Source organism: Paramesorhizobium leguminum, from assembly GCF_003217235.1.
Classification (GTDB): domain Bacteria; phylum Pseudomonadota; class Alphaproteobacteria; order Rhizobiales; family Rhizobiaceae; genus Paramesorhizobium; species Paramesorhizobium leguminum.
The window spans coordinates 12,869-35,337 of record NZ_QJTF01000028.1 but is presented as its reverse complement, the minus strand read 5'-3'; the positions used below and the strand labels follow the sequence as shown (position 1 = coordinate 35,337).

Here is a 22,469-nt window from a genome sequence, read left to right as displayed (position 1 = left end):
GAGAACACGTCTTCGATCGGCATCAGGAACGGCTGGTCGATCGGACGCTCAGGCGTCGGGATGTACTTGTCCACTTCGGCCATCAGCGCGCGCACTGCGTTCTCGCCGATTTCCTGGTTGGAGTCTTCCAGAGCGGCCAGAGCCGAGCCCTTGACGATCGGAATGTCGTCGCCCGGGAAATCGTACTTCGAGAGAAGCTCGCGCACTTCCAGCTCGACCAGTTCGAGAAGTTCCGGATCGTCGACCTGGTCGACCTTGTTCAGGAACACCACGATCGCGGGAACGCCGACCTGACGGGCGAGCAGGATGTGCTCGCGGGTCTGCGGCATCGGGCCGTCGGCAGCCGAAACCACCAGGATCGCGCCGTCCATCTGCGCGGCGCCGGTGATCATGTTCTTCACATAATCGGCGTGGCCGGGGCAATCGACGTGGGCATAGTGACGGGCCGGCGTCTCATATTCGACGTGCGCCGTCGAGATGGTGATGCCGCGCGCCTTTTCTTCCGGCGCGGCGTCGATCTGGTCATACGCCTTGTACTCGCCGAAATACTTGGTGATCGCAGCCGTCAGAGACGTCTTGCCGTGGTCGACGTGCCCGATCGTGCCGATGTTCACATGCGGCTTGTTACGTTCAAACTTACTTTTCGCCATCGTTCTCTCGTCTTCTAGAACCGGTTGCGCTCGGCCGATTATGACCGGCCCACTTAAATATCGTGCAGACAGTCAGTTACCTGCCTGCCTTACTTCCTCAACGCCATACCGCTCTTTGTGAAACTGGAGCGGGTAGAGGGAATCGAACCCTCGTATTCAGCTTGGAAGGCTGCTGCTCTACCATTGAGCTATACCCGCGCGCGCGACTCCAAAACTCCGGCAGTGGTGGAGGAGGTTGGATTCGAACCAACGTAGGCTAAGCCAACGGATTTACAGTCCGTCCCCTTTAACCACTCGGGCACTCCTCCTGTCACTGCCAGCGGAGCTGAGCGACTAGGCATTTTTACGGGCGCTCCACCTGTTTGAGCAGGCAGCTCGTCCGTGGGGCGCGTTATGCAGAGAAGCCCCCGCGCTGTCAACAGGGGTATCGTAAATTTAGGCAATAAGGCAGCAGGGCAATAAGGCAGCATGTTTTTGAAACATATTCCCCTCTCCTCTTATTCCCCTTATAAGCCAATCCCATGAACGACAATCAGTCCCCCAAATCACCAAAAGATTCCCATTACGCGCGCCTTCGCCGCCAGCATCGCGATACCCATGCGGGCGCCGCGGGACCGAGGCCGCGTTCGGCCAGACCGGCAATCGAAGGGAGCGCGGCGCCTGAAGGATTAATCCGGCTCTATGGGCTGCACACGGTTCGGGCGGCGCTCGATAATCCCGAACGCCGCATCAGGCGCATGCTGGTGACGAAAAACGCACTCGCAAGGCTGGAAATCGCGGAGCCGCAGGCGCTGCCCTTCCCGGTCGAAATTGTCGAGCCGAAACTGATCGACCGCGAAACCGGTTCGGACGCGGTCCATCAGGGCGTTATGATCGAGGCGGAGCCGCTTCGCGCCAAACGGCTGGCGGAATTCAAGGACAGCCCGCTCGTTCTGGTGCTCGACCAGGTGACGGACCCGCACAATGTCGGCGCGATCATGCGCTCCGCCATCGCCTTCGGCGCGGGCGCGCTGATCACCACGGCGCGCCACAGCCCGCAAGAATCAGGCGTGCTGGCGAAGGCGGCGTCCGGCGCGCTGGAAATGATTCCCCATATCGAAGTGCGCAATCTCGCCGACGCACTGGAGGAACTCCATGCGCTGGGCTTCACCACCATCGGCCTTGATTCAGAAGGCCCAACGGAGATGGAATCAGCGCTTTCCGGCGAGCGTATCGCTCTCGTGCTTGGCGCCGAGGGCAAGGGACTGCGGCAGAAGACGCGCGAGACGGTGACAACGCTCGCGCGCCTCGACATGCCTGGCGCCATCAAATCGCTCAACGTCTCGAATGCGGCGGCGATTTCACTTTATGCGGTGCGGCGGTATTTAGGGCAGTAAGCTCGCGCCCTCCTTCCCCCTTGCGGGGAAGGTGTCTGCGGAGCAGACGGATGGGGGTGGTGACGCTTACGCCTCTGTCTCCAGCAAAAGCGCAAACGTAACCACCCCCATCCGCCCGCTAACGCGGGCACCTTCCCCGCAAGGGGGAAGGAGGGCGCGAGCCTTACGCCGTCGCAATATACGCCTTGATCTCCGCCGCCTCGCGTTCCGCCTCCTCGATGCGTTTTTTGACCACGTCGCCAATGGAGACGATGCCATCGAGACGGCCGTCGCGCTCGACGGGCAGGTGACGGAAGCGGTTGGTTGTCATGATCTCCATCACTTCGTTGATGGTATGAGACTCATGGCAGACCTGCACCTTGCTGGTCATGAATTCCGACACCCTGCGATCAAGCGCATGGGCTCCCTCCCCGGCAACAGCGCGGACGATATCGCGTTCCGACAGGATGCCTTGGATAGCCTTGTCGCCATCACAGACGACGAGCGCGCCAATGCGATGCAATGCCAGCACCGCAACGGCCTCGATAAGCGTTGCATCGGGCAACACGCTGACGACATTACGCCCCTTGTTTTCAAGGATCGATCTAACGGTCATGTTTTCCTCCGCCTTATTATTTGCCGGTTATGCCGGAATATTCCTCCTCTTCCGGCCCAACCATTATCCCAACAGAATAATATGGTGCGCGGAAGCGTGCGGTAAAGCAAGTTGCGCGAATATTTTCAGTATGGCCTTGAGAGGGCATCGAGCGGGCTTGGCCTGTCGAGAAGACTGATGCCGAAGAACCCCACGATAAAGCCGCCAATATGCGCTTCCCAGGCAATATTCGCTGCTTCGATTGACGGCGTCAGTGAAACCAGCCCAGCCAGTAGATTGGTAATGAACCAGACGGCGAGGAAGGTCAGGACGGTTCGCGAGGTCAGGGACGCGCCGATGGATAAAAGCGGGCCGGCGAATTCGGAGCGGTTGCGGTGCGATGCATCCGGCACGCGGCGGAAGCCGTAGCGGGCGGCAGCGCCCATCATGCCGGAAATGACGCCGGAAGCGCCCACCAGCGGCGCCGCGTCGCCCGGGTGAACGGCATAAAAAGCGAAGGCCGAGGCAATAGAGGTCACGACCCAGAATATCGCCATCCGCACCGTGCCGATGCGTCCGGCAAGCGGCGAGCCGAAAGCGGCGAGCCACACCATGTTGACCGCGATGTGGGCAAAGCCGCCATGCAGGAACGAATAGGTGACCGCCGACACCCAGGCCGCCGGATCGGCAAATCCGCCACCTTGTGAAAAGCGCACCGGCCAGAAGGCAAGATTGACCAGCACCCATAGGTTTTGCGGTTCATCCAGCACATAATTCTGCGCCAGATATGCCACCACGCAGAGGCCGATGGCGAAAAGGATGATGCCCGGAATGTTGAAAACCGGTTCGGATGTCCGTGCTTGTCTCAAGTGATTCTCCCGCTCATCGGATGATTCTCCCGCTCATCGGACGGGGCAGATTTGATTCTAAAGGTAATTATGAACGGGCATGGTAAAAAAAAGGCCGTTCAGGAAAACCTGAACGGCCTGGTCGAGTCCCCACCCGAGCTCTGTAAATTTGGAGAAAGTGCTGCAATGACAAAGGCTTCTTTCGATTTCCATACTAGCCATATATCACGTCTCCGCGCAATCGAAACCATTTATTAACCTTAACCGGGCGGGGCGGTGGATGAACAAAGGGTTAAGGTAGCGCTGGAGGCCCCCGGATGGCACGGTTCCCACACCTTGTTTGGCAAGTCACCCGCCAGGCGGACGATGTGGAAATGAGACTCTCCGAATGAAGCATGATGGCACCGCAGCGCTTCTCGCATACTGGAACCGCATTCGCGGGAAGCGCCCTGCCCCAGAGCGCAGCGAGATCGAGCCCGGCGCGATAGCCAGGCAGTTGCCCGACATTTTCATCCTGGAACAACCGGAGACGGAACCGGCGCGCTTCCGGCTGGCTGGCACGCGCCTGTGCGCCAATCACGGCGGCGAACTGAAAAACTCGAGCTTCCTTTCGCTCTGGGCGGAGGAAGATCGTGACGGGGTCGAGCATATTCTGCAAATGGTAGCCGGCAGCAAACGCGCCGCGGTGATCGACATCGAGGCAAAAAGCCTTTCAGGGCGCAGCGCCAGCTTCGAAATGCTGCTCCTGCCGCTGGCGAACGGCAAGCTGATCGGCTCTATGATCGCGCTTGAGCATGCCTATTGGCTGGGGGCGGATAGAATCATCGAGAACAGTGTACGCGCGATCCGCATGATCGATCCAAGACGCGCCGAACTGCAGGTTACGCTCAAGGCAGCCGCTTGCGCGGGCGCTTCGGCATATTTCCCGGCGCCGCCGCGCTTTGCCAGCCCGGCTCCGTCCCGGCAAATCCGCCATCTCACCGTTCTCAAGGGTGGCAAGGGGTAACAGCTTTCGTTATCGGATATTAACGTTACCTGATGTTAACGGGTGCCGTTTATGCTCCTGCGAACAAGTCATAAGAGATATGCGCAGGAAAAAATGCTTGATTTCGCGGACCACCAAGTCGGAAACGATGCTCCGCTCGGCAATTTTCATTCGGTAAACGTGAACCTCCAGGGCAGATACATGCTCGAGGACCGTTCCGAGTATCCCTGCACCATCATCGAGATGTCGCCCGGCAGCGCGTTATTGTGTGGCGAGGGTGCAGGGCGGATCGGCGAACGGATCATCGCCTATGTCGATCACGTCGGACGCATCGAGGGCACCGTTGTGAAACAGGCGGCGGATGGGTTTTTCATGTCGCTCACGACTTCGGAGCGCAAGAAGGACAAGCTTGCCGCCCAGTTGACCTGGCTTGCCAACAAACATGAGCTGGATCTGCCGGAAGATCGCCGCCATGAGCGCGTCGCGCCGCGCAATCCAAACAATATTCTGAGCTTAAGCGATGGGCGGCAATATCGCTGCCGCCTCATCGATTTGTCGCTTTCCGGCGCGGCCATTGAAATCGACGTGCGTCCGGCACTGCGCACGCCCGTCACGCTTGGCACGATGCGCGGAACGGTCGTGCGTCATTTCGAAGACGGCATCGCGATCGAGTTCGCGCATGTGCAGCAGGGCTCGACGCTGGAGCGGATGTTTAGTGAGTAGTGAGATAGTGAGCAGTGAGCAGTGAGCAGTGAGCAGGTATACTCTAGCTGACTGCTCACTGTCTCACTGCTCACCGTCTCATTCACACATTCACAACTTTCCCGTTTTTCAGCGTCACCCGGCGATCCATGCGGGCGGCGAGGTCGTGGTTGTGGGTGGCAATCATGGCGGAAAGGCCTGATTGCCGCACCAATGCTTCCAGCGCATCGAAGACATAATTCGCCGTCTTCGGATCGAGATTGCCGGTCGGCTCGTCGGCGAGCAGCACCAGCGGCGCATTGGCAACGGCGCGGGCGATGGCCACGCGCTGCTGTTCGCCGCCGGAAAGTTCCGCCGGGCGATGCGAGGCGCGCGCGCCGATCTTCATATAATCGAGTAGTTGTTGCGCCCGTTCGGCGGCGGCGGCTTTCGACAATCCGCGTACCATCTGCGGGATCATCACATTTTCAAGCGCCGTGAATTCCGGCAGGAGATGATGGAACTGGTAGACGAAGCCGACATCGTTGCGCCGAATGGCGGTGCGCTCATCGTCGGAAAGGCCGCTGCAGGCGCGGCCATTCAGCATCACATCGCCGCTATCGGGATGTTCCAGCAGACCCGCCGTGTGCAAAAGCGTCGATTTGCCCGCGCCGGAAGGCGCAACCAGCGCCACCATCTCACCGCGCGCCAGCGTGAAATCCGCATCCTTCAGGATGACCAGCTCACGGTCCGCCTCATGATAGGCGCGGCCGACGCCGGTCAGTTTCAAAATGGGTTGGGAGACCGATTTGGCTGCCATTACTCGTACCTCAAGGCTTCGACCGGATCGAGCTTGGCTGCGCGCCACGCCGGAAACAGCGTCGCCAGGAAAGACAAGCCCAGCGCCATCGCGATGACCGAGATCGTCTCGCCGGCATCCATCTTGGCCGGGAGCTGGCTCAGGAAATAGAATTCCGGATTGAAGATCACGGTGCCCGTAATCCAGGAGAAGAACTCGCGGATGCGCTCCACGTTGAGGCAGACCAGAATGCCCAGCACGACGCCCGCCACCGTGCCGGCGGTTCCGATCGCGGCGCCCGTCATCAGGAAGATGCGCAGGATGGAGCCGCTGGTCGCGCCCATGGTCCGCAGGATGGCGATATCGCTGCCCTTATCCTTGACCAGCATGATGAGGCCGGAAATGATGTTCAATGCCGCGACGAGCACGATCAGCGTCAGGATCATGAACATCACATTGCGCTCGACACTGAGGGCGGAAAAGAAGGCCTGGTTTCGCTGGCGCCAATCGGTGAGCAGCAGTTGGCGTCCGGCGACCTCCTCAATCGGCTTCTTCAGCGCGTCGACATTATCGGGGTTATCGACGTAAACCTCGATCGACTGAACCTTGTTCTCCTGGTTGAAGAAGAGCTGGGCCTGGCTGAGCGGCATGATGACGACCGATTTGTCGAAATCCGACATGCCGATCGCGAAGATCGCAACGACCTTGTAGGCCTTGACGCGCGGGGTGACGCCGAAGGGGGTGACATCGCCATCGGGCGATATGATGGTCAAGCTGTCGCCAATGGAAAGACCGAGCAACTGCGCCATGCCGGTGCCGATGGCGATGCCGCCGCTATCGTCGAAGCCTTGCAGCGTGCCCTGCTTGATATTGTCGGAAATCATCTTCAACTTGGCGAGATCCTCGCCGCGAAGCCCACGCACGAGCGCGCCGGTGGGGGTGCCGACATTGCCCTGGACGAGCGCCTGCCCCTCCACCACCGGAATGGCATAGGTGATGCCCGGAATGGCATCGATGCGCTTGATCAGATCGGCATAATCATCGAACGGCCGGTCCATCGGCTGCATGACGATGTGACCGTTGATGCCCAGGATGCGGGTCAACAGTTCGGCGCGAAAACCGTTCATGACCGCCATGACGATGATCAGCGTCGCCACGCCCAGCATGATGCCGGTAAACGAGAAGCCGGCGATGACGGAAATGAACGAATCCCGGCGGCGCGAGCGCAAATAGCGCCACGCAATCATCCGCTCGAAAGCGGAAAAGGGGCCGGAGGGCCGCCTTGCCTCGGCTGTCGCCGTCTCGCTCATTATGCGCCCGCCACCAGCTTGTTAATCGCGGCCTCTATGGAAAGCGTTTCGCGCGCGCCGGTCGCCCGGTCTTTTATCTCGACCTCGCCGGCGGCCACGCCGCGCGGGCCGACGATGACCTGGAACGGTAGACCGATCAGATCCATGGTGGCGAATTTGGAACCGGGACGGTCATCGGTGTCATCAAGCAGCGGATCGAGGCCGGCATTGGTGAAAGCTTCATAGAGCTTTTCCGCCACGGCGTCGCAAGCCGCGTCGCCTGCCTTCATGTTGACGATGCCGACACCGAACGGGGCGATGGATTTCGGCCAGACGATGCCGTTTTCATCGTGGAAAGCCTCGATGGTCGCGGCGACGAGGCGCGACGGGCCGATGCCGTAGGAGCCCATCGACACCAGATGCTCCTTGCCATCCGGCCCTTGCACCTTCGCGCCCATGGGCTCGGAATATTTCGTGCCGAAATGGAAGATATGGCCGACTTCGATGCCGCGCGCGGAAAGCTGGTTCTCCGGCTTGACGCTTGCCCAGGCCGCCTCATCGTGCATTTCGTCGGTGGCGGCATAGGGCGTCGTCCAGCGGTTGACGATATCGGTCAGCTGCTGGTCGTCGTGGAAGTCGGTATCCGCGCCGGGTACGGCAAAGTCGAGATAGGCGCGGTCGCAATAGACCTGGCTCTCGCCCGTATCGGCAAGGATGATGAACTCGTGGCTGAGATCGCCGCCGATGGGGCCGGTATCGGCGCGCATCGGGATCGCCTGCAGGCCAACCCGCGCGAAGGTGCGCAAGTAAGCCACGAACATGCGATAATATGCCATCTTCGCGCTCTCGAAATCGAGATCGAACGAATAGGCGTCCTTCATCAGGAACTCACGCGAGCGCATGACGCCGAAGCGCGGGCGCACCTCGTCGCGGAACTTCCACTGGATATGATAGAGATTGAGCGGCAGATCCTTGTAGGAGCGCACATAGGACCGGAAGATATCCGTGACCATTTCCTCATTGGTCGGACCGAACAGCATGTCGCGTTCCTGGCGATCCTTGATGCGCAGCATCTCCTTGCCATAGGCATCGTAGCGGCCGCTCTCGCGCCAGAGATCCGCCGACTGGATGGTCGGCATGAGAATTTCGTTCGCCCCTGCCCTGTTCTGCTCCTCGCGGACGATATCGCAGACCTTGTTCAGCACCTTCAAGCCCATCGGCAGCCAGGAATAGATGCCGGCGGATTGCTGGCGAATCATGCCGGCGCGCAGCATCAGCCTGTGCGAGACGATCTCCGCCTCCTTGGGATTTTCCTTCAGAATGGGCAAGAAATAACGCGAAAGACGCATGGGACCACCAAACATAAGATCGAGATGCCTGCAGAATCAGGCGAAAGCATGAGCAAAGCCAAAGGGTGCATAACGGCTTCTCATGCGGTTGGGAACCCGGGAGAAATCAAGCATTCGGCAAAAGCTGCTTACGTTTCGCATGATGATTCATCACAATACGAAGCGATGAAGAATTTGCGTGACAATCCGTGTGCATTCAGCTATTTTTTTATGCATAAAGAGAGAGCAGTTATATAATTGCTTTCCTACGCGGTCAAAGTCTTGGGAGGATGCGATCTCGGCGCGATTATCCGCAGCCGCCGACTATACGGAATGAGATCGGACGCGTATTGAATTGCAAGGCGCAAGCCTTGCTTTTTTTTTGGAGTTCTTCCTCATCTGCACGCCATTTGGCCGTCGCTATAAGACTTCATTGCTCCGTCTGGAGCTTATCACTTTTTGATGGAAACGGTGCAAGGCGATCCCCTTTACCCTCGCCCTTCGAGGCTCGCTTCGCGAGCACCTCAGGATGAGGGTAAAGGCGCGTTGCGCCTAATAGCCTATCGCGTGGAATGCCCCTCACCCTTACCCTCTCCCCGCACGCGGGGCGAGGGGGCGTCAGCGTTTGCGCCCCTTCCTTTTTTCCCTGCACCGGGCAGAAGGAAAAGGCGAAGACGTTCATGTCCCCCTCTCCCCGTAATTCACGGGGAGAGGGTAAGGATGAGGGGCAATCCGCAACGCTTCAGCAGTCCTAATGGCGCAGAGCCGTCCACTCATTTCAGATGCTGGCGGAAAAATTCGACTACCGCACCATTGAACTCTTTATGAAACGCCGTCCGGTCAAAGCCGGGAGCGTCGGTGCAGGCCTCCGAAGATAGCATTGCTTCTGGACATGGCGCCAGGAACGACAAATGCACGGCATTGGGAGCGATCCGAAAGTCCGGCTTGTTTGGTAATAGGCGAGCAAGCATGCTGACGTTTTCCGGCGACGCTCCCCGGCCGCCTCCGAGTTCGGACACCCATAACTGAAGTGGAATTGTGACCTCCTTCACGCTCTCGGCGGTCTGGAAGACGCTGCTCAACGGATCAGCCACCACCATGGCCTTGATGCGAGGGGCACGCATCAGTAACTGCGGTTGCAATTTCGGCCTTGGAGGCAGAGGTTGGCTGGATGGAGGGCAGCCGGTTGCTTTCGGGCCTGCACAGCGCGGCGGCAGCTTTGTAAAATCGGGCTTCCCTCCGGCAAGCACAAGACCCGTATAGCCACCTTGGGAAAATCCGTAAAAGCCGACCCGTTGCGGATCGATTTTCGCCGCATCCGGCGAGGCACCCAGCATAAAATCAACGGTTCGCTTTATATCGACGGGGCGCCGGACCAGCACTCCCAAGCCATTGGCACGGCTCATATCCGCGTGATTTGCGTGCGGATGATTGATGGCGACGACAATGAAGCCCGCATCGGCGAGCGCTTCGGCTGTATCATGATGCCCCAGATACCAGCCGCCATAACCATGCGAGATGACGACCAGCGGCAGTTTCTCGCCTTCGATCGGGCAATTCGGCACTCCCGGAAGCATCCACGCTCCGATCTTCATCTCTCCCGGCGCTGACGAACAAGACGACCACATTGCCGCATCGATTGCCGGGCCATTCTCCTCGGCAGGGATTTGCATGAATTTCAAACCCGCAGCATGGGCCGATGGCGCGATGAGGCAAAGAGCCGCCGCAAGCGCAAGAGCGAGACGTATCATCGAAATTGCTCCAGTAAACGCTATCTTGCATAAACAGATAGCTTGTTATATATTGACTGTAAAGCTGAGGTGTTCATGGCCGACTCGATCCAGGTTCAATTACGGAAAGGCGCGCTCGATCTTTGCGTTCTGGCCGTGCTTTCACGGGGCGAGAGCTATGGCTATGAAATCGCCAGCACATTGGTCGCCGCGGTCGGCATGGGCGAAGGCACGATCTATCCGCTGATGCGCCGGATGCAAAATGACGGCCTGGTGGCCACGCGGATCATCGAGTCGAGCAGCGGGCCTCCGCGCAAATATTACCGCCTGACGCCTTTGGGCCAGGCGGTCTTCGATGCGCATCGCCGCGACTGGCGCTCGTTTGCGGATGCTGTCGACAAACTTCTTGAGGATCTGCCATGACCAGGGATGCCTTCTTGCGCACGCTGAAATCGGGACTTGCAGGCCTGCCGCCTCAGGACGTCGAAGATATCGTCGCCGATTATGCCGCTCATTTTGCCGAGTCCAATATCTCCGGCCGCAGCGAGGAGGAGGTCGCCGCCGCATTGGGCGACCCGGCCAGGATTGCAAGGGAACTGCGGGCCGATGCGGGCCTGCGCCGCTTCGAAGCGCACTGGAGTGTCTCAAATCTTCTGGCAGCCGCAACGGCTCTCGCCGGTCTTGCGATTGTCGATATCCTCTTCCTGCTGCCGTTGCTGATAGCAACGTTTTTCGTTGCGCTCGGCATTGCAATCGCACTGGTGACGATCGGCGCGGTCGGTCTCAAGGTCATCTTCACCACGTTGCTGTTTCACCTTGGCGAACCGATGACGGGCGTATTCGCGCGCTTGTTTATCGGCGCTGGCCTTGTGAGCGCTCTGCTGGGCGGCGGCGCGTTGCTGCTGATCGGACTGGGCGCGGGCGTGCGCATTCTCGGCCATTACGCAAGACTGCATTTCCGCTTGGCCAAGCTTGACGGCGAGAGCGTCTAAGTCTGCATGAAACCACGCAGAAGGAATCGGACCATGGCAGGAAAATTGGCATTCGTCGCGACGACGGGACTGATCGGCGCAGTCGCTTTTCTAACACTTGGCATCAGCCTTTCCGGGCGGGATTGGGGCGATGCGAGGCATCTGTGGGGGGCAATGCCGTCCGCATGTGGATCCAGCGCATCCACCAGACAAGAGGTCACTCTTCCCCTGGCGGCCAGTGACAGCCTGATAATCGGCCTCCCCGCTTCGGTCCGCTACCAGCCGGGCGGCAAGGCGGAGGCTGTCGTGACCGGGGATCCTACGCTTCTCGATCATGTGCGAATGGAAGGCCACAAACTGAGCCTGGATTGCGACCCCGACTGGTCGGCGCCGAAGCTCGATATCAGCGTGTCGGGACCAGCGATAACAGATTGGGAACTGCTCGGCAGCGGCGACCTTACCTTATCGCAGATCGTTCAGCCTCAGTTGCGCCTGAGCATCCGGGGGAGCGGCAGTGTCACCGCCGCCGGAACCGCCGATAGGGTCGATGTGGACATTGCTGGTGCGGGCGCGGCGCGGCTCAAGCAACTGACTGCGAAATCCGCGCAGATCGTTATCCGCGGCAGCGGCGGCGCGCAGATAACCGCGCAAACAGATGCGGATGTCTCGATTTCCGGGAGCGGCAATGTTGAGCTGTTTGGTCGCCCGATCCTACGGCGTTCGGAGATCAGAGGCAGTGGTCGCATCGTGCAGGAGCCGTAAGTGATAGCGGTGCGGCGAGCGGTCTTTATTTCAAATCCGGGAAGAAGTGCGGGATATCGTCCAACCCGAAGCCGGCGATCTGCGTCAGATAATAGAAGCCCCCGAAAATAACCGTCGAAACGATCGTGGTGCGCAGAAACGCAAGCCCCATGCGCGGGCGGGCGGGGGCGCTGGCGGTGGTGCCGAGCGTGATCTCGCCCTCCTCCGCCTGGGTGCGCAAGCCAACCGGAAGAAGCGCGAAGAGCGTGACCCACCAGATGATGAAATAGATCGCCAACGCCGAACCGATACCCATGATTATACCTGCTCCAGAATTTAATTTTTGCGCAAGTTCGCTGGGAAAACAGTTCCTGTTTTTCCCGGGAAAACCGCTTCACACTTTTCCTGGACTTGCTCCAGTTCAATCAGCGTGCCGTTGAAGTCCTTGGGATGCAGGAACAGCACCGGCCTGCCATGCGCGCCGATCTTCGGCTCGCCGTCGCCCAGGATGCGGGCGCCCTCGTTCCTCAGATGATCCCGCGCGGCGATGATGTCGTCTACTTCATAGCAGAGATGATGGATGCCGCCAGCCGGGTTTTTATCCAGGAAGGCGCGGATCGGGGAGTCGTTGCCCAAGGGTTCCATGAGCTCGATCATGGTGTTGCCGATGTCGATGAAGGAGACGGTTACGCCATGGTCTGGCAGCGCTTGTGGTGGGGTGGGCTCCATGGCGAATGCGGTGCGGTAGAGAGTGGCTGCCGCTGTCAGGTTCGGCACCGCGATGGCGATGTGGTTGAGGCGACGGAGCATTACGAGGCACCCCCCTCTGCCCTGCCGGGCATCTCCCCCTCAAGGGGGGAGATTGGCTGACATGACCTTCCGCATTCACCTTGCAACGCTGGTAATTGGTAGCGCAGCCCCATGAAGGCGTAATCTCCCCCCTTGAGGGGGAGATGGCTGGCAAGCCAGAGGGGGGTTCCTCGTGCTTCCATCGCCCTACACCTTCGTCAAAAACACCGTCACAATCGGCTTCTTGCCCCATGCCTCATTTGCGGCGGCGCGGACTGCGCGGCGTGTCGCCTCGCGTAGCATTTCCAGATCCTTGCGTCGCGCGCGCGGGATGCTTTCAATCGCGCTCACGATCGCATCGAACAGGATATCCTCCAGCAGGTCGCCGGTCGCGTCCTCTTCGGGCAAGCCCAACAGCACCAGATCTGGATCGCCGATGATATTATAATTGCCATCGATGAGAACGGACACGCCGACATGGCCAGCGAAGGAAAGCTTGCGGCGTTCGGCAATGCCAACCTCTTCCTCATCGCCGATCAGCTTGCCATCCTTGAACACGCGGCCAAAGGGCGCTTCGCCAATGATTTCCGCCGGGCCGGGCGCAAGACGCAGCACATGGCCGTTGCGGACCTGTGCCACCTCGGGGATACCTTCCATGGCGCCGAGCGATCCATGCGCCACCAGATGGGCGGCCTCGCCGTGGACAGGCACCAGTATGCGCGGCCGCACCCAGGCGTACATGCGCTTCAACTCGTTGCGGCGCGGATGGCCGGACACGTGCACGAGGGCATCGCCATCCGTGATGATTTTGATGCCCTGCTCGATCAGCAGGTTCTTCGTCTCGTTGATAGCCTTTTCATTGCCGGGAATGGCGCGGGAGGAATAAATCACCGTATCGCCCGCCGAAAGCGCAACGCTGCGCATCTCGTCGCGGGCGAGCTTGGCGAGCGCGGCGCGTGATTCACCCTGGCTGCCGGTCAGGATCAGCACCACGTTTTCGCGCGGGATATAGCCGTAATCCTCTTCCGACAGAAATGGCGGGAGGCCATCCATATAGCCCAGTTCGGAGGCAACCTCGATGGCGCGCTTCATTGAACGGCCCAGAACCAGCACCTGCCGGCCCGCATCGCGCGCGGCCTCGGCGATGGAACGAATGCGCCCGACATTGGAAGCAAAAGACGTGATGGCGACGCGGCCACGGGCATTTTCGATGAGTTCGCGTAGGGATTCGCCCACCTGTCGCTCGGAAGGTGAGTCCCCTTCCCGCATGGCGTTGGTGGAATCGCAGACGAGCGCCAGAACGCCCTCGTCGCCAAGCGCGCGGAAGCGATCCTCATCAAGGAGCGGTCCAAGCGAGGGCTCCGGATCGGCCTTCCAGTCGCCGGTGTGGATCACAGTGCCGAGCGGTGTGGTGATTGCCAGCGATGCGGGCTCGGGGATCGAATGGGTGACCGGGATCGCCTCGATCTGAAACGGACCGACGGAGAAAGTCTCGCCGACCCGATAGAGCGTAACCGGGATTTCCGGCGCGTTATGCTCCGCGTGGCGCTTGGCTTCCAGGAGCCCGGCGGTGAATGGCGAGGCATAGACCGGAACCTTCAAACGCGGCCACAGATCGAGCAATGCGCCGTAATGGTCTTCGTGGGCGTGCGTTATGATGATGCCGCGAAGATTGCGGCGCTCCGCTTCCAGAAACCGGATATCGGGCAATATGAGATCGGCGCCCGGCAGTTCCGGTCCGGCGAAGCTCACGCCCATATCCACCACGATCCATTCGCGGTTATTCTCCGGACCGTAGCCATATAGCGCGAGATTCATGCCGATTTCGCCGACGCCGCCGAGCGGCAGAAAGACGAATTGAGCGGGTTTGGGTTGCGGCATTCAGTTTCCTCACGGGATAATTCTTATTCGAAATCGTTTATTACCAGACGCTTAGCACCCGCTTGGCGCCCAGCGCTACCCCTACTTGCAGGGAAACCTAACCTTATACCGCGCTGGCGGAAGCCACGGCACCGAAATGCACGTCACCGGCGGCGATAGAAACCCGCGTACCGTCGGGTTCGCGGATAACGAAGCGGCAATCCTCGTCGATGGTTTCGAATATACCACTGATAACGCGATCTTCTACCCGCACGGCGACTTCCTGCCCCAATCCCGCGGCGCGATCGAGCCAGCGAAAACGGATTGCGCCAAGTCCCCTGCCCTCATTCCAGAGCGCCATGTTTTCACGCCAGCTATCGGAGAGCGCGAGAAACAGGGTTTCGGCATCGCAGATGCTGCCCAGCGTCTGAAGCGAGATGGCGGGATATGGGGTGTCTTCAGGATGGGACACGACGTTTACACCGATGCCGATGGCAACGGCGAAACGGCCTTGAGAGAGCAGCGTCGATTCCAGCAGGATGCCGGAAAGTTTCGCGCCGTTGACCAACACATCGTTTGGCCATTTGAGACCGATGCGGGGCGTACCGACGAGTACGGCATCGAGCGCATCGGCGAGCGATAGTCCCGCCACGAAGCCAAGGGTTGCCGCCGTCGCGGGTTCATAGCGCTCGACGAGAAGCAGCGTGGCGGCGAGATTGCCTGATGGCGTCGCCCATGCGCGACCGCGACGTCCTCGCCCGCTCTCTTGGCGCTTCGAGACGATCCAGAGTTTTCCCGGATCGCCCGCTTGCGCCCGCTCGAGCGCGACGGCATTGGTGGAGCCGACGGTTTCGAAGGATTCGAGGCGGTAGCCGTTCAGGGAGGCGAGTGGGGAGAGGGAGAAGGTCATAGTGGGGCCGCTGGTGGGGTGACACCCCCCTCTGCCTTGCCGGACATCTCCCCCTCCTCTCCCTCCGTCATCCTCGGGCTTGACCCGAGGATCCACGGCAAAGGGGCGAAAGCGCTGCTATCAGCAGCAACGGGATCGTAGGCTACAGTTCCGCTTATCGATCGAAGAGTGAGTACTGTATTTTCTTTCTGGAATGCGTTGGCGATACGGCTACGTCCGTGCCCCCTTACCGTGGATCCTCGGGTCAAGCCCGAGGATGACGACAGGAGGCGGGGGAGATGTCCGGCAGGACAGAGGGGGGTGATTGGAGCCACCATATCCGTTTAGAAAAACGACTTCGCCGCAGCTTCGGCCATTGTCGCGATCGGGCCGCCGATCAACACATAAAACAGCACGAACGCGCCCGAAGCGCCCAGCACGAGGCGCAACGAACCCGTCACCGGCACGAAACCGCCCGCTGGCTCATCGAACCACATGAGCTTGATCAGGCGCAGATAATAGAATGCGCCGATGACCGAAGCGACGACGCCGATGACGGCGAGCGGGTAGAGCCCGGCCTGAACGGCGGCGAGGAAGACATACCACTTCGCCCAGAAGCCCGCGAGCGGCGGGATGCCGGCGAGCGAGAAGAGGAAGATGGTCATGATCGTCGCCATGACTGGATTGGTGCGCGACAGGCCGGCGAGATCGTCGATCCGCTCGAGATTGCCGTTCTTGCCGCGCATGGCGAGGATGAAGGCGAAGGTGCCGAGCGTCATGACGAGATAGATGAGCATATAGATCGCGACGCCGCGCACGCCCACCGCCGTGCCGGCGGCGAGGCCGACAAGCGCATAGCCCATATGGCTGATGGAGGAATAGGCCATCAGGCGCTTGATGTTGTGCTGACCGATGGCTGCAAACGCGCCGAGCAGCATGGAGGCGATGGAAATGAAGATGATGACCTGCTGCCAGTCATGCGTGACGGAGCCGAACGCACCCATCGTCACGCGCACGACAAGCGCCATGGCCGCCATTTTGGGGGCGGCGGCGAGGAAGGCCGTCACCGGCGTCGGCGCGCCTTCATAGACATCCGGCGTCCACATATGGAACGGCACGGCGGAAATCTTGAAGGCGAGGCCGGCGAGAAGGAAGACGAGGCCGAAAATCAGGCCTAGTTGCGGCTCGCCGCCTTTGAGCGCCGCCGTGATCTCACCAAAGCCGATATGGCCGGTGAAGCCGTAGATCAGCGAAATGCCGTAGAGCAGCATGCCTGATGACAGCGCGCCCAGGACGAAATATTTCAGGCCCGCTTCCGTCGATTTGACGCTGTCGCGATTGAAGGCGGCCAGCACATAGAGCGCAAGCGACTGCAATTCGAGGCCGAGATAGAGCGTCAGCATGTTGTTGGCCGAGACCATCAGCAGCATGCCGAGCGTGGCGAGAACGACCAGCACCGGGAATTCGAAGCGGTCGAACTTCTCTTCCTTGGCGAAGCCCATGGACATGATGAGCGTGACGATGGAGCCGATCAGCGTCAGCACCTTCATGAAGCGGCCGAAGCCGTCGTTGATGATGGCATCGCCGAATGCCTTGCCATCGGCGGGGCAGAAGACCACGAGTGCCAGCGCCGCAAGCATCACCAGCACGGCGAGGCCGCTCACTAGCGCGCTTGCCCGCTCGCCGGCGAAGACGCCAACCATCAATAGCGCCAGCGCGCCCAGCCCCAGGAGCAGCTCCGGGGCCATCAGCGTCAGTTGAGCAATCAGATCGGTCTGCATTGAACCTTCGCCTCTTTACTTAGTGCGCCAGCGCAACGCTGGCGGCTGCGGCCAGCGATGCGTGGTATTGGGTGACAAGCGCGTTCACGGCAGCGGCGGTCGCGTGGAGGACCGGGGCCGGATAGACGCCGAAGAAGATGGTGAGGAGCACGAGAGGATAAAGGATAACCTTCTCGCGCAGGGAGAGATCGAGCAGGCCCTTCAGGCTTTCCTTCGTCAATGCTCCGAAGACGACCCGGCGGTAGAGCCAGAGCGCATAGGCCGCCGAGAGGATCACGCCGGTCGCGGCGAAGAAGGCCACCCAGGTGTTGACCTGGAACACGCCGAACAGCGTCAGGAACTCACCGATGAAGCCGGATGTGCCGGGCAGGCCGACATTGGCCATGGTGAAAATCAGGAACGCGACGGCATATTTCGGCATATTGTTGACGAGGCCGCCGAAGGCCGCGATCTCGCGGGTGTGCATACGGTCATAGATGACGCCGACGCAGAGGAAGAGCGCGCCGGAGACGATGCCGTGCGACAGCATCTGGAAGATCGCGCCTTGAATGCCCAGCTCATTGGCCGCGAAGATGCCCATCGTCACATAGCCCATGTGGGCGACGGAGGAATAGGCGATTAGCTTCTTGATATCCTCCTGCACCAGCGCCACGAGCGAGGTGTAGATGATGGCAATGGCCGAAAGCGCGAAGACGAGCGGCGCGAGCTCCGCCGAGGCCAGCGGGAACATCGGCAGCGAGAAGCGCAGGAAGCCGTAGCCGCCGAGCTTCAGGAGGATGCCCGCCAGGATGACCGAACCGGCCGTGGGCGCCTCGACGTGGGCGTCCGGCAGCCAGGTATGGACCGGCCACATCGGCATCTTCACCGCAAACGAGGCGAAGAAGGCGAGCCACAGCCAAGTCTGCATGGAAGCGGGGAAATTATGGTGCAGAAGCTGCGTGATATCGGTCGTGCCGGCCTGCCAGGCCATCGCCATGATGGCGATCAGCATCAGCACCGAGCCGAGCAGCGTATAGAGGAAGAACTTGAAGCTGGCATAGACGCGGCGCTTGCCGCCCCACACGCCGATGATGATGAACATCGGGATGAGGCCTGCCTCGAAGAACACATAGAAGAGCACGATGTTGAGCGCGCAGAACACGCCGATAACAAGCGTTTCCAGGATCAGGAATGCGATCATGTATTCCTTGACGCGGAATGTGACCGAGTCCCAGCTCGCCAGGATGCAGAACGGCATCAGGAAGGCGGACAGCACGACGAACAGCACCGAAATGCCATCGACGCCCATATGGTAGGACACGCCGGAGCCCAGCCACCCGCGCATTTCCACCATCTGGAAGCCGGCATTGGCGGGGTCGAACTTGGCCCACATCACCAGCGAAAGGATGAAGACGACGACGGTGGTCAGCAGCGCGATAATGCGGATATTGCGCCGCGCGGCATCGCTGTCATCCTTGATCAGAAGGATCAGGAACGCGCCGACGAGCGGCAGGAACGTGACCGTTGAGAGAATTGGCCAGTCGGTCATCAGATAGAGCTCCCGATCATCATCCAGGTGACGAGCGCGGCGACGCCGATCAGCATCGCGAATGCGTAGTGATAAAGATATCCGGACTGCAGCTTGACGACCCGGTTGGTGACATCGACGACGCGGGCGGAAATCCCGTTCGGTCCAAGGCCATCGATGATCTTGCCGTCGCCGTCCTTCCATAGGACGCGGCCCAGCCAAAGCGTGGGACGGACGAAGATGAAGTCATAAAGCTCGTCGAAATACCACTTGTTGAGCAGGAACTGGTAGAGGCCGGGGTGACGGCGCGCCAGCTCCTTGGGCATTTCCGGCGAGCGGATATAGAAGACCCAGGCGATGACGAAGCCCAGCACCATGGCAACGAAGGGCGAGGCTGCAACCCAGGCCGGCACATGATGATGCTCTTCGAGCATCTGGTTGCCCGGCGCGGTGAAGAGCGCCCCTTTCCAGAACTCGGCATATTCGTGGCCGAAGAAATATTCACGGAAGACGAAGCCGGCGAAGAGCGCGCCGATGGCCAGCACGAAGAGCGGGAACAGCATGACCGGCGGCGATTCATGAACATGGTGCATGACTTCGTGCGACGCACGCGGCTTGCCGTGGAACGTCATGAAAATCAGGCGCCATGAATAGAAGCTGGTGAACAGCGCCGCGATGACGAGAAGCCAGAAGGCGTAGCCCGCAGCAGGATTATGCGAGACGTAGGTCGACTCGATGATCGCATCCTTGGAAAAGAAGCCGGCGGTGCCGATCTCGGTGAACGGGATGCCCAATCCGGTCAGCGCAACGGTGCCAATGATCATCATCCAGTAGGTGGTGGGGATCAGCTTGCGAAGGCCGCCCATGTTGCGCATGTCCTGTTCGTCGGAGACGGCGTGGATGACTGAACCGGCGCAGAGGAACAGGAGGGCCTTGAAGAAGGCGTGGGTGAACAGGTGGAAAACGCCCGCGCCGAACGCGCCGACGCCGAGCGCCGCGAACATGTAGCCCAGCTGCGAACAGGTGGAATAGGCGATGACGCGCTTGATGTCGTTCTGCACGAGGCCGACGGTCGCAGCGAAGAAAGCGGTCGTCGCGCCGATAATGGTGATCAAGGTCAGCGCGGTCTGCGACAGCTCGAACAGCGGCGACATGCGCGCCACCATGAACACGCCCGCCGTCACCATGGTGGCGGCATGGATGAGCGCGGAGACCGGGGTCGGGCCTTCCATGGCGTCGGGAAGCCAGGTGTGGAGCAGGAACTGCGCCGACTTGCCCATGGCGCCCATGAACAGCAGGAGGCAGATGACCGTGATCGCGCCTTGCCGATCAAGCGAATAGCCGAGGAAATTCAAGACCGTCTGGCTGGCGTCCGCGCCGCTGAGGTAATTCGAGGCGGCGGGGAAAATCGTGTCGTAGTTCACGGCGTTAAACAGCACGAACACGCCGAAAATGCCGAGCAGGAAGCCGAAATCGCCGACACGGTTGACGACAAAGGCCTTCATCGCGGCGGCATTGGCCGACGGTTTCTGGAACCAGAAACCGATGAGCAGATAGGAGGCAAGGCCGACGCCTTCCCAGCCGAAGAACATCTGCACCAGATTGTCCGACGTCACCAGCATCAGCATGGCGAAGGTGAAGAGCGACAGATAGGCGAAGAAGCGCGGCCGATGCGGATCGTGGTGCATGTAGCCGATGGAATAGATGTGGACCAGCGCGGAGACGGTGTTGACCACCACCAGCATCACGGCAGTGAGCGTATCGATGCGCAGCGCCCAATCGAAGGAGAGCGACCCCACGGTTACCCAGTGCAGCACCGGAATGCGCACCGTTTCGCCATGGCCGAGCGCCACCTGAAAGAAGGCGACCCAGGAGAGAACAGCGGCGATGACGAGGAAGCCGGAGGTGATGAACTCGCAAGCCTTGGCGCCGAGCTGCTTGCCGAAAAGGCCGGCAACCAGAAAGCCCAGAAGCGGAAGGAAGACGATCGCGTAGTAGAGCATTTGCCCGTCAACCTTTCATGACATTGACGTCTTCCACCGCGATGGAGCCGCGGTTGCGGAAGAAAACAACGAGAATTGCAAGACCGATGGCCGCTTCGGCGGCGGCGACGGTCAAAACGAAGAGCGCGAAGACCTGACCGACGAGATCGCCCAGCGCCGCGGAGAAGGCGACGAAGTTCAGGTTCACCGCGAGCAGGATCAGTTCCACGGACATCAGGATGACGATGACGTTCTTGCGGTTCAAGAAGATGCCGAAGACGCCGAGCGTGAACAGAACGGCCGAAACGGTCAGGTAGTGTGCGATACCGATGTCCATCATTAAAGTCCTTTGCCCGTCTCGACCTGCTTGATCTCAATCGCGGTGGCCGGGGTGCGCGCAACCTGGTTCGGCACCGACTGGCGCTTGACGCCTTCCTTATGGCGCAGCGTCAGCACAATGGCGCCGATCATCGCGACCAGCAGGACCAGACCGGAAATCTCGAAGAAGAGGACGTAGTTGGTATAAAGAATATCGCCGAGCGCGGCGGTGTTGGTGCGCGTCGCCAGATCCGGGATCGGCTGCGCCACGGCGCCCGCGCCCAGATGCGGCGCGAAGACCGAACCGCCCAGCACGACGATCAGCTCCGCCGCCAGGATGATGCCGACCAGCGCGCCGATGGGCGCATATTGCAGCGCGCCGCTCTTCAACTCGGCGAAATCGACATCGAGCATCATGACGACGAAAAGGAAGAGCACGGCCACGGCGCCGACATAAACGACCAGCAGAATGAACGCCAGGAACTCAGCGCCCGCCAGCAGGAACAGCGCGGCGGCGTTGAAGAAGGCGAGAATGAGGAACAACACCGAATGCACGGGATTGCGCGCCGCAATCACCATGAAGGCGCTCGCGATCAAGATAAAGGCGAATAGGTAGAAAAACGCGCCCGCTAGACCTGTCAGCATGGGGATACCCCGATTTTCCTTTCATGGCAGTGCTTTCACGCGCTGCCTCATCCTTCGTAGTTTAATGCGGGCGGTGGAATGCCCCTCACCCTTACCCTCTCCCCGCAAGCGGGGCGAGGGGGACATCCACGTTGCCACTTCTTCCTTCTCCCCGCGTGCGGGGAGAAGGTGCCGGCAGGCGGATGAGGGGCATTCCACTGCCCGTCAATATTCTTGACCGTACTCAGCGGTACGGCGCGTCCATTGCGATATTCCGCGCCAGTTCGCGCTCCCAGCGATCGCCGTTGGCCAGAAGCTTGTCCTTGTCGTAGTAGAGCTCCTCGCGCGTCTCGGTCGCGAATTCGAAGTTCGGCCCCTCGACGATGGCATCGACCGGGCAGGCTTCCTGGCAGAAGCCGCAATAGATGCACTTCACCATATCGATATCGTACCGCACGGTACGGCGGGTGCCGTCATTGCGGCGCGGGCCGGCCTCGATGGTGATGGCCTGCGCCGGGCAGATCGCCTCGCACAGCTTGCAGGCGATGCAGCGCTCTTCGCCATTGGGATAACGGCGCAGCGCATGCTCGCCACGGAAGCGCGGGCTGACCGGACCCTTTTCGAAGGGGTAGTTCAGCGTCGCCTTTGGCGCGAAAAACTGGCGCATGGAGAGAAAGAATGCGCCGACGAACTCCTGCAACAGGAGCGATTTTGCGGCTTGAGCAAGGGAAGCCATTGTCTTTCTCC

The 22,469-nt window shown here is 60.4% G+C and carries 23 protein-coding genes, 2 tRNA genes and 1 pseudogene; 7 read left to right on the top strand and 19 right to left on the bottom strand.

The features are described from left to right. The 3 genes from C7477_RS17055 to C7477_RS17045 form a co-directional block, all read right to left on the bottom strand. The coding region (locus C7477_RS17055) for a GTP-binding protein (RefSeq protein WP_146226117.1) at window positions 1-650 on the bottom strand (650 nt) is incomplete at its 3' end. 124 nt (window positions 651-774) lie between these two features. After that, window positions 775-848 (bottom strand) — tRNA-Gly (locus C7477_RS17050). A gap of 25 nt (window positions 849-873) precedes the next feature. Continuing rightward, window positions 874-958, bottom strand: a tRNA-Tyr gene (locus C7477_RS17045). Between the two features lie 213 nt (window positions 959-1,171). Between C7477_RS17045 and rlmB the strand changes: the two genes are divergently transcribed. After that, window positions 1,172-2,026 carry a 23S rRNA (guanosine(2251)-2'-O)-methyltransferase RlmB gene (gene rlmB / locus C7477_RS17040; RefSeq protein WP_110754354.1) on the top strand — a complete coding sequence of 285 codons (855 nt, stop codon included), beginning with the start codon at window positions 1,172-1,174 and terminating at the stop codon, window positions 2,024-2,026. 163 nt (window positions 2,027-2,189) lie between these two features. Here rlmB and C7477_RS17035 read toward each other — a convergent pair whose 3' ends face one another. Together C7477_RS17035 and C7477_RS17030 are read right to left on the bottom strand one after the other, a co-directional pair. After that, the gene (locus C7477_RS17035; RefSeq protein ID WP_110754352.1) at window positions 2,190-2,621 is read right to left on the bottom strand and encodes a CBS domain-containing protein; all 432 of its coding nucleotides are present in this window, start codon (window positions 2,619-2,621) and stop codon (window positions 2,190-2,192) included. Window positions 2,622-2,746: 125 nt separating this feature from the next. Beyond that, a complete protein-coding gene (locus tag C7477_RS17030) occupies window positions 2,747-3,469 on the bottom strand; it encodes a rhomboid family intramembrane serine protease (RefSeq protein WP_110754350.1) in 723 nt (240 codons plus the stop codon). Window positions 3,470-3,836: 367 nt separating this feature from the next. On the opposite strand from C7477_RS17030, the gene C7477_RS17025 reads away from it, so the two are divergent. Both C7477_RS17025 and C7477_RS17020 read left to right on the top strand, forming a co-directional pair. Next, complete coding sequence (locus C7477_RS17025) at window positions 3,837-4,454, top strand: PAS domain-containing protein (RefSeq protein WP_110754348.1); 618 nt, start codon at window positions 3,837-3,839, stop codon at window positions 4,452-4,454. A 93-nt stretch (window positions 4,455-4,547) separates the two neighbouring features. Continuing rightward, window positions 4,548-5,156: a PilZ domain-containing protein gene (locus C7477_RS17020; protein WP_110754346.1), complete on the top strand. Its 609-nt coding sequence runs from the start codon at window positions 4,548-4,550 to the stop codon at window positions 5,154-5,156. A gap of 82 nt (window positions 5,157-5,238) precedes the next feature. On the opposite strand, the gene C7477_RS17015 is transcribed toward C7477_RS17020, so the two are convergent. Genes C7477_RS17015 through proS form a run of 3 tightly spaced genes read right to left on the bottom strand, consistent with a single transcriptional unit; the run spans window position 5,239 to window position 8,551 of the window. Next, entirely contained in the window at window positions 5,239-5,934 is a 696-nt protein-coding gene (locus tag C7477_RS17015) for an ABC transporter ATP-binding protein (RefSeq protein ID WP_110754344.1), read from the bottom strand. Next, window positions 5,934-7,223 (bottom strand): lipoprotein-releasing ABC transporter permease subunit, encoded by a 1,290-nt coding sequence (locus C7477_RS17010; protein ID WP_110754342.1) that lies wholly within the window; start codon window positions 7,221-7,223, stop codon window positions 5,934-5,936. Before C7477_RS17010 ends, C7477_RS17015 begins: the two co-directional genes overlap by 1 nt. Continuing rightward, a complete protein-coding gene (gene proS, locus C7477_RS17005) occupies window positions 7,223-8,551 on the bottom strand; it encodes a proline--tRNA ligase (protein WP_110754340.1) in 1,329 nt (442 codons plus the stop codon). Before proS ends, C7477_RS17010 begins: the two co-directional genes overlap by 1 nt. Before the next feature lie 48 nt (window positions 8,552-8,599). Between proS and C7477_RS18830 the strand changes: the two genes are divergently transcribed. After that, on the top strand, window positions 8,600-8,788 hold the full coding sequence (locus C7477_RS18830) for a hypothetical protein (protein ID WP_146226116.1): 189 nt from the start codon (window positions 8,600-8,602) through the stop codon (window positions 8,786-8,788). Between the two features lie 515 nt (window positions 8,789-9,303). Here C7477_RS18830 and C7477_RS17000 read toward each other — a convergent pair. Further along, the gene (locus C7477_RS17000; protein WP_342633288.1) at window positions 9,304-10,203 is read right to left on the bottom strand and encodes an alpha/beta hydrolase family protein; all 900 of its coding nucleotides are present in this window, start codon (window positions 10,201-10,203) and stop codon (window positions 9,304-9,306) included. 153 nt (window positions 10,204-10,356) lie between these two features. On the opposite strand from C7477_RS17000, the gene C7477_RS16995 reads away from it, so the two are divergent. Genes C7477_RS16995 through C7477_RS16985 form a run of 3 tightly spaced genes read left to right on the top strand, consistent with a single transcriptional unit; the run spans window position 10,357 to window position 11,993 of the window. After that, on the top strand, window positions 10,357-10,683 hold the full coding sequence (locus tag C7477_RS16995; RefSeq protein ID WP_110754336.1) for a PadR family transcriptional regulator: 327 nt from the start codon (window positions 10,357-10,359) through the stop codon (window positions 10,681-10,683). Then, entirely contained in the window at window positions 10,680-11,252 is a 573-nt protein-coding gene (locus tag C7477_RS16990) for a DUF1700 domain-containing protein (RefSeq protein WP_110754334.1), read from the top strand. Before C7477_RS16995 ends, C7477_RS16990 begins: the two co-directional genes overlap by 4 nt. 33 nt (window positions 11,253-11,285) lie before the next feature. Then, on the top strand, window positions 11,286-11,993 hold the full coding sequence (locus tag C7477_RS16985; protein ID WP_110754332.1) for a GIN domain-containing protein: 708 nt from the start codon (window positions 11,286-11,288) through the stop codon (window positions 11,991-11,993). Between the two features lie 25 nt (window positions 11,994-12,018). Here the strand turns inward: C7477_RS16985 and C7477_RS16980 are convergent, their stop codons facing one another. The 10 genes and pseudogenes from C7477_RS16980 to nuoI all read right to left on the bottom strand — a co-directional run bounded on the left by C7477_RS16980 (window position 12,019) and on the right by nuoI (window position 22,458). After that, window positions 12,019-12,288 (bottom strand): DUF1467 family protein, encoded by a 270-nt coding sequence (locus tag C7477_RS16980; protein ID WP_110754330.1) that lies wholly within the window; start codon window positions 12,286-12,288, stop codon window positions 12,019-12,021. A 92-nt stretch (window positions 12,289-12,380) separates the two neighbouring features. Then, window positions 12,381-12,782: pseudogene (mce, locus tag C7477_RS16975) on the bottom strand (methylmalonyl-CoA epimerase); the annotation flags it as partial. Between the two features lie 186 nt (window positions 12,783-12,968). After that, window positions 12,969-14,642 carry a ribonuclease J gene (locus tag C7477_RS16970; protein ID WP_110754325.1) on the bottom strand — a complete coding sequence of 558 codons (1,674 nt, stop codon included), beginning with the start codon at window positions 14,640-14,642 and terminating at the stop codon, window positions 12,969-12,971. Window positions 14,643-14,745: 103 nt separating this feature from the next. Further along, on the bottom strand, window positions 14,746-15,531 hold the full coding sequence (locus tag C7477_RS16965; RefSeq protein WP_110754323.1) for a biotin--[acetyl-CoA-carboxylase] ligase: 786 nt from the start codon (window positions 15,529-15,531) through the stop codon (window positions 14,746-14,748). A gap of 323 nt (window positions 15,532-15,854) precedes the next feature. After that, the gene (gene nuoN, locus C7477_RS16960; protein ID WP_110754321.1) at window positions 15,855-17,291 is read right to left on the bottom strand and encodes an NADH-quinone oxidoreductase subunit NuoN; all 1,437 of its coding nucleotides are present in this window, start codon (window positions 17,289-17,291) and stop codon (window positions 15,855-15,857) included. 19 nt (window positions 17,292-17,310) lie between these two features. Then, window positions 17,311-18,819, bottom strand: a complete 1,509-nt coding sequence (locus C7477_RS16955; RefSeq protein WP_110754319.1) for an NADH-quinone oxidoreductase subunit M — start codon at window positions 18,817-18,819, stop codon at window positions 17,311-17,313. Further along, window positions 18,819-20,801 (bottom strand): NADH-quinone oxidoreductase subunit L, encoded by a 1,983-nt coding sequence (gene nuoL / locus C7477_RS16950; RefSeq protein ID WP_110754317.1) that lies wholly within the window; start codon window positions 20,799-20,801, stop codon window positions 18,819-18,821. The genes C7477_RS16955 and nuoL overlap by 1 nt, the downstream gene beginning before the upstream one ends. Window positions 20,802-20,808: 7 nt before the next feature. Continuing rightward, a complete protein-coding gene (gene nuoK, locus C7477_RS16945; RefSeq protein WP_110754356.1) occupies window positions 20,809-21,117 on the bottom strand; it encodes an NADH-quinone oxidoreductase subunit NuoK in 309 nt (102 codons plus the stop codon). A 2-nt stretch (window positions 21,118-21,119) separates the two neighbouring features. After that, a complete protein-coding gene (locus C7477_RS16940) occupies window positions 21,120-21,743 on the bottom strand; it encodes an NADH-quinone oxidoreductase subunit J (RefSeq protein ID WP_110754315.1) in 624 nt (207 codons plus the stop codon). Window positions 21,744-21,966: 223 nt separating this feature from the next. Next, entirely contained in the window at window positions 21,967-22,458 is a 492-nt protein-coding gene (gene nuoI, locus C7477_RS16935; RefSeq protein WP_110754313.1) for an NADH-quinone oxidoreductase subunit NuoI, read from the bottom strand. Window positions 22,459-22,469 lie beyond the last annotated feature (11 nt).